This window comes from Microcoleus sp. K1-B1, assembly GCF_036704705.1.
In the GTDB taxonomy this organism is placed as follows: Bacteria; Cyanobacteriota; Cyanobacteriia; order Cyanobacteriales; family Microcoleaceae; genus Microcoleus.
In genome coordinates this window covers 17,266-27,604 of sequence record NZ_JAUBSH010000087.1, presented here as the reverse complement: position 1 = coordinate 27,604, position 10,339 = coordinate 17,266, and the positions used below count along the sequence as shown (strand labels likewise).

10 protein-coding genes and 1 tRNA gene are annotated in these 10,339 nt (G+C 44.8%); 6 read left to right on the top strand and 5 right to left on the bottom strand.

Features of this window, described 5'->3' with window-relative positions; translation table 11 throughout:
- Positions 1-774: 774 nt before the first annotated feature.
- Positions 775-906, top strand: a complete 132-nt coding sequence (locus QUA83_RS24150) for a hypothetical protein (RefSeq protein WP_333296399.1) — start codon at positions 775-777, stop codon at positions 904-906.
- A 61-nt stretch (positions 907-967) separates the two neighbouring features.
- Here the strand turns inward: QUA83_RS24150 and QUA83_RS24145 are convergent, their stop codons facing one another.
- Entirely contained in the window at positions 968-1,102 is a 135-nt protein-coding gene (locus QUA83_RS24145; RefSeq protein WP_333296398.1) for a hypothetical protein, read from the bottom strand.
- Positions 1,103-1,256: 154 nt separating this feature from the next.
- Between QUA83_RS24145 and QUA83_RS24140 the strand changes: the two genes are divergently transcribed.
- Positions 1,257-2,912, top strand: a complete 1,656-nt coding sequence (locus tag QUA83_RS24140; protein ID WP_333296395.1) for an MBOAT family O-acyltransferase — start codon at positions 1,257-1,259, stop codon at positions 2,910-2,912.
- The gene (locus QUA83_RS24135; RefSeq protein ID WP_333156660.1) at positions 2,878-4,044 is read left to right on the top strand and encodes a hypothetical protein; all 1,167 of its coding nucleotides are present in this window, start codon (positions 2,878-2,880) and stop codon (positions 4,042-4,044) included. Before QUA83_RS24140 ends, QUA83_RS24135 begins: the two co-directional genes overlap by 35 nt.
- Here the strand turns inward: QUA83_RS24135 and QUA83_RS24130 are convergent.
- From QUA83_RS24130 to ald, 4 genes are all read right to left on the bottom strand, one after another.
- Positions 4,022-4,282, bottom strand: coding sequence for a hypothetical protein (locus tag QUA83_RS24130; RefSeq protein WP_333097341.1), 261 nt, complete (start codon positions 4,280-4,282; stop codon positions 4,022-4,024). The genes QUA83_RS24135 and QUA83_RS24130 overlap by 23 nt on opposite strands.
- Positions 4,283-4,408: 126 nt before the next feature.
- Entirely contained in the window at positions 4,409-5,191 is a 783-nt protein-coding gene (locus QUA83_RS24125; RefSeq protein ID WP_333156662.1) for an RNA methyltransferase, read from the bottom strand.
- Between the two features lie 73 nt (positions 5,192-5,264).
- A tRNA-Leu gene (locus QUA83_RS24120) sits at positions 5,265-5,346 on the bottom strand.
- A 264-nt stretch (positions 5,347-5,610) separates the two neighbouring features.
- Positions 5,611-6,699, bottom strand: coding sequence for an alanine dehydrogenase (ald, locus tag QUA83_RS24115; protein ID WP_333296394.1), 1,089 nt, complete (start codon positions 6,697-6,699; stop codon positions 5,611-5,613).
- Positions 6,700-7,011: 312 nt separating this feature from the next.
- Here ald and QUA83_RS24110 point away from each other — a divergent pair, with 312 nt between their 5' ends.
- Genes QUA83_RS24110 through QUA83_RS24100 form a run of 3 tightly spaced genes read left to right on the top strand, consistent with a single transcriptional unit; the run spans position 7,012 to position 10,302 of the window.
- Complete coding sequence (locus tag QUA83_RS24110; RefSeq protein ID WP_333296392.1) at positions 7,012-8,553, top strand: DEAD/DEAH box helicase family protein; 1,542 nt, start codon at positions 7,012-7,014, stop codon at positions 8,551-8,553.
- Between the two features lie 54 nt (positions 8,554-8,607).
- The gene (locus QUA83_RS24105; protein ID WP_333296391.1) at positions 8,608-9,069 is read left to right on the top strand and encodes a DUF3598 family protein; all 462 of its coding nucleotides are present in this window, start codon (positions 8,608-8,610) and stop codon (positions 9,067-9,069) included.
- A gap of 15 nt (positions 9,070-9,084) precedes the next feature.
- Entirely contained in the window at positions 9,085-10,302 is a 1,218-nt protein-coding gene (locus QUA83_RS24100) for a DUF790 family protein (RefSeq protein ID WP_333296390.1), read from the top strand.
- The last annotated feature ends 37 nt before the right edge of the window (positions 10,303-10,339 follow it).

Sequence of the window (10,339 nt, the reverse complement as noted above, 5' to 3'; positions counted from 1 at the left end):
GTTCCTTCCCTCACACTCCTGTGGATGCCTTTTATGCTTGTAACTCCTCCTAGTTGTAAAAAACCTACACCTCTCAGGATGGGGTGAGGGGGAGATGGGGAGATGGGGAGGTTGACCGAAGAACGAGACCTGCGCCAGGGGCGATCAACTAGGGGAAAAGTCGGTAGTGGTTTCAACCACCTTGAATATTTCTTTACAGATACTTTACATAGTTAGTCAAAAGCTGATGTTATGATCCAAAAGATCAAGTAAGAATAACCATCTACGTGTTGAAACGCCCGGTGTTGCCAAGTAATTCCGGCAACGGACTGATCCGACGCAAGATTCGGAATAGTTAAAGGGCAAATAATAACAGGAGGTAGAGCTTAAGCTGTTACACATTTAAACTATTAACGATCCAGGTAAGGTGGGTCAGAAGCGAATACTTACTATACTTGGGAAACGCTTATTTACGCTCCGCACCCTACTATCCTCTTTTAAATGCCGAACAGCTTACAAGGTAAACACTTCTTTACGCTCCGCACCATACTATCGTCTTTTAAATGCCGAACAGCTTACCAGATATTTTGCGTAGTGATGGACTCGCGATCGCGCAAAAAACCAAAGTATACGCAATATTTGAAGAAATTCAAGCTGAGTGAGTAGCGGCGACAAGATAGCCAAGAGTGAAAATCCGAATCTGGCTTCCTCAAGAATCCCCTCGCCTTTTCAGGCTAGGGAGTATCAAGAAGCCTAGAAATTTGTAGACAATAAGAATAAAAATACTTATTGTTCATGTACAAAATTAGTGAGTTTGCTGCAAAAGTAGGTGTTTGGGTCAAAACAATTCAGGGGTGGGACAACTCCAGTAAATTACCAGCACGCTTAGATCGGTTGCGGGCGATCGGTACAATAGAACGCATTTGACATCTATGCCTGTAATCGCAAGCCTAATAACCTAGAAAGATTTCACATTCTGGATTATAATTTATGGCGGTTTTTTTTTGTGTTTGTATGCGGGAGCGATCGCCCTCCCCGCTGATTCGCCCCATCCCGATCTGCCACTATCTAGGTTAGAGGCGATCGCCGCTTCTTCCCAAGCCAGGTTAGTTTTTTTAAACACCCTGTCCGACTTTTCAAACACCCTCTTAGGTTTAGCGAGTGATTTCTTCCTTCTCCTATTGCCCCGGTTTATAGGATAATTTATCGCTCATCTCGACTAACATACATAAGAGATAAAAATAGCTACTTTTTGCAAATAGTCAGGTGGAGAATAAGTGACATTTAACTCAATTGAATTCCTAGTCTTTTTTCTAGTTACCTATATCTTGTACCGCATCCTTCCTTTCCGCAGTCAAAACTTGGTGTTGCTGATTGGTAGCTATGTATTCTACGGCTGGTGGAATGTTAATTTCCTGTTTTTAATGCTTCTTTCCACCGCAATTGATTTCTACTGCGGGGAAATGATTGATACTGGTCGATTAGAATCTTCTAACCGCAGGATTGTTTCTTTGTCAGTTGTATTAGGGGCGTTGTTATTTAATACAGTTCAATGGAATGCCCTTCAGGTAAGTATAGCACCCATAGCGGTGTCAGTACAATGGACACAACTATTACCGGCTTCTTTTTCCGGCTGGTTGATATTAATGGCGGCCCTGGTAGTTGTAGCAATTGCTAACCTGCTGTATCCCCAATTCACCGCTCTTGAGGAAAAACAGCGCCGCCATTTGTTCCTGTGGCTCTGTGTAGGCAGTAACTTGGCACTTTTAGGCTTCTTTAAATACTTCAATTTCTTTATTACCAGTGCTGAAAGAGTAATTCATACCCTGGGGATTCATAGCAACTTATTGCATTTAAACATCATTCTGCCTCTAGGCATCTCGTTTTACACTTTTAAAGCCATCAGCTACGCTTGCGACATTTATCGAGGCAAACTGAAAGCATCACACCAATTTTTAGACTTTGCTCTCTTCTTGGCTTATTTTCCCCCATTGTTTGCTGGCCCTATAGATCGAGCTTCACAGTTACTTACTCAAATTTCAAATCCGCGAAAAATCAGTTTTGAGCAATCTGTTCAAGGTTTATTTCTGATATTATTTGGATTGGTGAAGAAAGTAGCGATCGCGGATGGATTAGCTGGTTCAGTCAATGCAATTTATGGGACTAACGGAAATGTTTCTTGGATTGATATCATTTTAGCAACTTTCCTCTACGCCATTCAAATCTATTGCGATTTTAGTGGTTATTCAGACATCGCTAGAGGTGTATCCAAATTGTTGGGTATAGAACTAATACTCAATTTCAATCTGCCCTATTTTTCTAAAGATCCCAGCGAGTTTTGGCGTCGCTGGCACATTAGCCTCTCTACTTGGCTACGGGATTACGTATATATACCACTTGGGGGAAACCGTCAAGGCGAGCGCCAAACTTATCAAAATCTGATGACAACAATGGTACTGGGCGGACTTTGGCATGGGGCAGCATGGAACTTTATCCTGTGGGGATTTTATCAGGGGATGCTTTTGTCTGTGTATCGAGCTTTTACCCCTAAGACTACTAACAAACAACTACCGAGCAAAAATAAGTTCAAACTTCTAGAAGGATTAGTCGCAACTCTATTCTTTTTTATGCTGACTTGCTATGGATGGCTGTTGTTTAAAGCCACTTCCCTGAGTCAGATTATCTCCTTTACAAAAATTCTGTTTGGAGATTTCGGAAACTTGGCGCTCAGTCTGCCTACACCCCCATTACCTGCTATCTTGGGCATTCCACTACTTATCGGCTATGAATTGTGGGCTTACCAAACTGATAATCCCGATTTTTACCGTCGTTATCCAACCCCAGCCCGTGCAGCTTTTTATGCAGCACTCATTATTATTTTATTGATGGGAGAAAGCAATGCCCCTGCACAGTTCATCTATTCTCAATTTTAAACCAGCTATCAGCAATGCCATGCGTAAAAAATTCGTCACCGGACTGTGGATCATTTTCTTCCTATTGATGTTCGATTTTTCGATCAATTTTATGTTTCCATATCCGTCAGATCCTTTAGCAACTTCTCCAGGGCAACTCAATACATATTTTGAATATGGGCGCTCTATTGAGGGCAAGCTTTCACGGATGGTCGGTTCTACGGATGAATTAAGTTCACCTATAGCAATTGCTGGCTGGTTAGATCCAGAACTATGGAAGAAGTTAAATATACCCGTTAGCCGAACTTCCGATAAAGATTTACTAATTGCCATCTACGGTATGTCATTTTCCAATCAGGTCGGCACCGCCATGGAGGAAATGGATTCGAGGCTGATGATTAGAGCGATCGCCGGACCTGCTGCTCCGCCTAATTACTCCTTCGCTGCCTACAATTTAGATCGAGGTAAGCATCAAGCGGATATAGTAATTTTGGGACTGTTAGCTTCTAGCGTTAAAGGACTCAGAACTCTTAACGGCATGACTTGGCAATTTGAAGGACCAGCACCTTACACCTACCCACGATACTTTTTGGAAGATGGAAAGCTGAAGGCGATATCGCCCAATGTCATGTCTTTAGCTCAACTTCGGGCGACCCTCCAAAATAAGCCACAGTGGAACGCATTTGTTAATCAACTTAAAGAACACGATCAATTTTTTAATGGATTTATATTCCAGAAAAAATGGCTGGATAATTCGGTAATTATCCGATTGATTCGCAGAGCTTTAGCACAACGTCATCAGCTCACACTTACAAATCAAATTCATAGTCCAACAGGGTTTAAGGCCGAATCAGAAATTTCAGTTTTAAGGGCAATAGTTAACGATTTCGCAGCCACAGCGAAAGCTGACGGTAAAATGCCAATTGTGCTTATTCTTAATGATCGTGGATATGAAGATCATTTGTTCCAAGCACTCAAACCAACCTTAGAAAATGGTTCAATTCCCTATGTCAGTAACCATAATATTGTTCCTGCTAATGATCTCAGTAACTTTATTGGTGATGGACACTTTACCCCAAAAGCCAACAAATTAATCGCTCAAGAAGTGCTAAAGTTGGTGAATGAGCATTTTAATAGAGTTCAACTAAACTAGAAGTTAACTGAACAGTAGAATTAGTGACAAAATGCTCACCATTTTTAAGGAGACTTACCGCAGAAACTCCTGAAGTTAATCCCCGACGTATAGGTTTGACTGGAGGATTATCTGCCAGTGCTAAATCAACGGTTGTGATAATTTTAGGAAGGACAATTTTCATTTCAAACTGAGCAAATTGTATCTTCCAGAAGAGGAAAAAAATCAGGAGATAACAAGAAGTGATTAGAGTCAGCATATATGTTTTTTTGAGCGATCGCTAAAAATCTTATCAGATAGCGCGATCGCTTTTACTTTTGCCGATCGGATCAGAGAATGAAACAGCCCTGGTTCAATGTCCCAGATTCCTGACGGCGAGTAAATCTCAAATCGACTGACTTCTTTGCCGTTGAGCTTCGTACAAGATGAGGGCTCCGGCGATCGACACATTTAAAGATTCTACGCCACGACTCAGGGGAATTTGGATTTGTCGATCGGCCAAACTCCTCAATTCTTCCGACAAACCAGAGCCTTCGTTCCCCAAAACTATCAGAGTCGGCACTCGCAAATCTACTTCCCAATAACTTAAACTGGCCCCGGCGACAGTTGCTAAAATTTGCATTCCTCGATTTTTATAGGCGGAGACTTCGGCGGTTAAATCTGGACTGACTGCCATTGGCAGCTTAAACCAAGCTCCTGCTGAGGCGCGTAGCACTTTGGGATGGTCTAAATCGGCGCTGTCTGCGCTCAGCAGCAAACCGTCAGCATTAGCAGCCGCAGCCGTGCGGACGATCGCCCCCAAGTTGCCGGGATCTTGGATTGTTTCTAGGGCTATTCCTAAAGTTGACAATTTTGCGGGCTCTGTTGCAGTGCGGGGTGCGGTGGCGACAATGCCGTCGGGTTGGACTGTAGTGGCGATCGACTCTAACACTTTTGCACTTACTAATTCTGTGCGATCGGCTAAATTACCAACTTGCTCCCAAAGTTCCCCGTGCTGATCCAGCCATTCTGGAGTGCAGCAAACTGTTGCTAGCGGGTATTTGGCAGCGCAAGCTTCTTCGAGCAAGTGCGTCCCTTCGAGTAAAAATAATTGTTGTTCCCTGCGTCCCTTCGAGCTGTGCAGCTTGCGGATTTCTTTAACTAGGGGATTTTGAATACTTGTCAACATTGTTTAATTCAGCAGAGCGAATGGGGTTATTGCCTGTATCGGGTTAACCCCAAACTTTTTTCTGCCTTGGGAATGCGGAACCCGGGACTTGAACCCGGAAGGCTTGCACCACATGAACCTGAATCATGCGCGTCTACCAATTCCGCCAGTTCCGCATCGGTCACGAATTACTACTCTGCCATACCTCCGCGAATCTGTCAAGTGTTTTGGGTAATTTATTTTTTTTCTGGGCTGCGAGTAATATTTTGCACAAATTAGTGTTCGAGTTGAGAAATCCTTGAGTTTCGATGATTTACTGTTAGCCAAACATCGCAAAACGGTGTGTAGTTGAGTAGGGTGCGTCAGATCGCGTCCGGTTATTAATAATCCCCAAGCTTTGATCTGACGCACCCTACGGGATTTGCTGAAAAAATGGGAATCTAATCAGCCAAATCTGCGAAAACCTCGCGCACGGCCGGATGCACCAATCGGTAATTCTGCACGTTCAATCCCTTCGCTAAACTCGGATTCATTTCCAAAGCTTTAATCCCGTTATTTGCCAACTGCAAAACATAAGGCAAAGTGCTGTTATTCAAAGCTTGAGTCGCAGTCCAAGGCACAGCACCGGGCATATTCGGCACGCCGTAATGCACGACTCCTTCCGCAACATAAGTAGGAGTTGTGTGAGAAGTTACCCGCAAAGTTTCGACACAGCCACCTTGGTCAACGGCTACGTCAACTATCACAGAACCGGGGTGCATCTTCGCAACAAATTCGCGAGAAACTAGCACCGGAGCTTTTTTGCCCAATACCAAAACCGCACCGATTAACAAATCAGCATCGGGAACAACTGCTTCAATTTGCAAAGGACTGCTGTAGAGGTATTCTACTCTGGAACCGAACAGAGTTTCCAAGTAGGCTAAGCGATCGACATTTACGTCTAAAATTTGCACTCTCGCGCCCATTCCTACAGCAATTCTGGCTGCTTCTGTGCCGACAATTCCGCCGCCCAAAATCACAACTTTACCCGGTCTTACCCCCGGTACGCCGCCCAAAAGTACGCCCCGGCCGCCTTGCTGTCGTTCCAGAAACCGAGCTCCGAACTGCACGGCCAAACGCCCTGCAATAATACTCATCGGCGTCAGCAGTGGCAATTTTCTGTCCGGGAGTTCGACGGTTTCGTAGGCGATGGCCTGGACTCCGCTGTTGATTAAGTGTTCGGTTAATGTACGATCGGCAGCCAAGTGCAAATATGTAAACAGCAACTGCTCTTTTTGTATCAGTGGATACTCAGCAGGCAGCGGTTCCTTAACTTTAACAATTAGTTCGCGCTTCCAGACATCTGAAGCCTTTAAGACAATCTTAGCCCCTGCTTGAACATAGTCCTCGTCCGCGAAACCGGCCCCAGCACCAGCATTCGTTTCTACGAAAACTACGTGGCCTTTGTCCGAACAAGCCCGGACACTTGTGGGGCTAAGCCCGACTCGAAACTCCAAATCCTTGATTTCCTTGGGGACGCCTATTTCCATCTATAACCTCTAATCTCAGGCATACGTAGATCGAATCTAACCTAAAAACCATCCCCAGCGGGACAATACCATTGTAGATTTTAGATTTGGCAATCCGGCAATCCGGCTAGGAGAATATTTGTTTAATTTTTATTCAGTGCGATCGCAATTTCCTCAATTTAGACTTGAATTACATAATTTCTTGATTGATAGATCGACCGCAGATGTAGGGCTGATTAACACAGAGTAACGCAGATAATTTCTAGAAGAGTCAATATATTTGATCTGTCACTTATAATTTAACAGGCATAACTCGCCCCCCTATCTAAACAAATGCCACGGATACCTACCTTAACATTCGATCGCGGAACTCTCTTGCTACACCCGCCGCCCAAAGGCAGAGACTGGGTGGACTTTGCCACTTGGGACGATCGCGTAGAAAAATACCGCATTCGAGCCATTCACTACCGCCCGCTGGTAGAATGCCTCCAAGCCGACTGCATTCACTTCACCGACGAAGCTAGGGCATACGAACTACTCGAACTCGTACCCAGCGTGGAAATGCAGCCTTACCCACATCAAGAACAGGCCCTCGCAGCTTGGCAGGAAGCAGGCAGCCAAGGAGTAGTCGTCCTCCCCACTGCTTCCGGCAAAACCTATCTGGCACAATTAGCCATGCAAGTCACTGGTCGCAGTACATTAATTGTAGTACCAACTCTCGATTTAATGCACCAGTGGTATGCTAATTTAAAAGCAGCTTTTCCCGACATCGAAATCGGATTGTTGGGCGGAGGTTCGCGGGACAAAACGCCAATTTTAGTGGCTACCTACGACAGTGCAAGTATTCATGCAGAAACCTTGGGCAATAAATACGGTTTGCTGGTTTTTGACGAATGTCACCATTTGCCAACGGACTTTTATCGAGTAATTTCCGAATATGCGATCGCGCCTTTTCGACTCGGACTGACAGCCACACCCGATCGCACAGATGGCCGCCACAGCGATTTACATTTCCTGATCGGCCCGACAGTATTTAGCAAAAGACCCGAAGATTTGGCAGGCGATGCTTTAGCCGACCATAAAATAGTTCAAATTATGGTAAAACTGTCAAAAGAAGAGGGATCTCGCTACGCCGAATTAATCAACATTCGCAACGACTTCTTAAAACAGTCTAACATCAAAATATCCAGCCTGGATGGTTGGAAACAGTTTATCATGGCAAGCGCGCGATCGCCCCTGGGACGCCGCGCCATGCTAGCCCACCGCCAAGCCAAAGAAATCGCCCTTTGTACCGAAGGCAAACTGCGAATCTTAGCCAAAATACTAGCCGAACACTCTCCCCAGCGCACGCTAATTTTCACGGGTGACAACGCCACAGTTTACCGAATTTCCCAAGAATTTCTCATCCCCACAATAACCCACCAAACCCCAGTCAAAGAACGCCACGAAATCCTCGATCGCTTTCGCAGCGGCGAATACAAAACCCTCGTCGCTTCCCACGTCCTCAACGAAGGAGTGGACGTTCCCGACGCTAGAATTGCTATCATATTATCAGGTACAGGCAGCGAACGCGAATACATTCAGCGATTGGGTCGAGTTCTCCGCAAAAGCAGCGATGTAAATAAGTTAGCAATTCTCTACGAAGTCGTCACCGAAGACACCAGCGAAGAAAGAACTTCTCAGCGCCGCCGAGGAGGAATGCAGCCTCACAAACCCCAAGCGAAAACTATAATAGAACCGCCGCCAACCGAATCCAAGCAAGTAGAAACTATCAAGCCGATACCCATTTACGGAGTCAACCGGGAGGCGAGTAAAAAAGCAGCAGAATTACCCGCAAAATGGGGTGAAAAAAATGATACTTCTAAGGAAGATTGAAGGTTGTCCAATTAGTGTATAATCTCAGTATTAACTAAGTTACATTACCTAAAAATGAGCGAAACTGCACAACTAACTAACTTTAAAGTCTTTCCCAAACATACTGGAGTTTGGGAGGGAGAGTGGACAAGACTCGATGCCGACTGCAAAGAAACCGAGCGTTTGACATCAGTGTTAACCCAGAAAATAGTTGACAACGAGTGGAGGCAAACAAACGTTCTAACTTATGCCAATGGCAAGACTGAAACCAAAAATTATGTGGGTTATGTTGTCGGTGAAGGGCAAGTGCAACTTGAAAGTCCAGACTCGGTTTTTTCCAACTACAAGACACTAGCCACAGAAGTTGGAGATAATTTGGTAATTTATCAAATGTGGGACAAAGCAACTGCCATTCTGAGGGCTGTTGAAACCATCAATCTTGTCAGTTACGATCGGCGAATTCGGACTAGCCAAATCTTGACTGAAGAGGGAAAACTTAGGGGAGTTACGGTGATTGTTGAACAAAAAATTGAGTAAAGCTTTTCACTGCTTATGCTACCAACTGATTTATTAAGTCACCGCCAAAACGGGGAATCAATTATTCCTCTCCGCCTCAAGATAGATGCTAAAAATTTAGAAGCCGCAACGGAAATGATCGACTGCTTTCAAGAGTCGATCGGCAAAACCCAAGGCGAGCTCGACGGACGCTTGCTAGAATTAGAAGGCGACAGCCCCGATTATCGGCTGAAACGGGGATTAGCGCACCTGCTGAAAAGCGGTTTCTGCACCTTAGAAGTCATCAGTCCCCTAGAACCCTCAGAGTTGAGACAGCGGGTTTTTGCCTTGTCCGCGCTCACGACTCCCAGCCCTCAATCCACCCAATTAACCCTGGAAAAAGTAGCAAGTGAACTCAGCCAAGAGTTAAACAGAGAAGTTTTGCCTCACGAAATCACTACAGGTTTATACGCCGATTTAAACGAAAACAAAATCCTCACAGAGTTTAATCCACCAACTCCCGAAAACTTGCTTCACAAATACAATCTTTCTCAAGTTCAAGGCATATTTTACCGCGCAAGTCAAGTCCAATTAACAGCCCACCGCAACGATCCAGGAGAATACAAGCTCTTATTTCGCTATCTGAAACTATTTCAATTAATGACTTACATCGAAGGCGATGCAGACCACGGTTTTACACTGACAATAGACGGCCCTACAAGCTTATTCAAACCCAGCACCCGCTACGGCTTAGCCCTGGCGAAAATGCTGCCCGCACTGCTGCACGTCACCAAATGGAGTATGCACTCGACACTGCACACAAAAGACCCTTTTAGTGGCGTTTTGAAAACAGGTAAATTTACCCTAAATTCCGACTGCGGTTTAGTCAGCCACTATCCCCCTGGCAAACCTTATGATAGTATGTTAGAAGCCGCATTTGCTGAAAGATGGAATTCCACAAAAACCGAGTGGCAACTAGAGCGAGAAGTTGATTTAATTCCGATTCCAGGTAGTGTGATGATTCCCGACTTTCGGTTAGTGCATCCCGACGGGCGAGTATTTTTATTAGAAATAGTTGGCTATTGGCGGCCGGAGTATTTGCAAAAGAAATTTGCACAAGTACAGAAGTCTGAATGCGATCACTTGATTTTAGCTATTTCCGAACGGCTGAATTTAGAAAAAGCCGGGGTGAATGTAAATGATGTGCCAGCAAAAGTAGTCTGGTTTAAAGATAAATTGTTGCCCAAATCAGTCCTAGAAGTCCTCGAAGAGTAACCAATCCGCGCATCAGTTGCCAACTTCTTTCTTTCTT

What these genes read in the sequence shown, in the direction of transcription:
- QUA83_RS24130 (WP_333097341.1), bottom strand. Translation starts at nt 4,282, where the DNA reads ATGCTGACTCTAATCACTTCTTGTTATCTCCTGATTTTTTTCCTCTTC.
- QUA83_RS24110 (WP_333296392.1), top strand. Translation starts at nt 7,012, where the DNA reads ATGCCACGGATACCTACCTTAACATTCGATCGCGGAACTCTCTTGCTA.
- ald (WP_333296394.1), bottom strand. Translation starts at nt 6,699, where the DNA reads ATGGAAATAGGCGTCCCCAAGGAAATCAAGGATTTGGAGTTTCGAGTC.
- QUA83_RS24125 (WP_333156662.1), bottom strand. Translation starts at nt 5,191, where the DNA reads ATGTTGACAAGTATTCAAAATCCCCTAGTTAAAGAAATCCGCAAGCTG.
- QUA83_RS24105 (WP_333296391.1), top strand. Translation starts at nt 8,608, where the DNA reads ATGAGCGAAACTGCACAACTAACTAACTTTAAAGTCTTTCCCAAACAT.
- QUA83_RS24150 (WP_333296399.1), top strand. Translation starts at nt 775, where the DNA reads ATGTACAAAATTAGTGAGTTTGCTGCAAAAGTAGGTGTTTGGGTCAAA.
- QUA83_RS24135 (WP_333156660.1), top strand. Translation starts at nt 2,878, where the DNA reads ATGCCCCTGCACAGTTCATCTATTCTCAATTTTAAACCAGCTATCAGC.
- QUA83_RS24100 (WP_333296390.1), top strand. Translation starts at nt 9,085, where the DNA reads ATGCTACCAACTGATTTATTAAGTCACCGCCAAAACGGGGAATCAATT.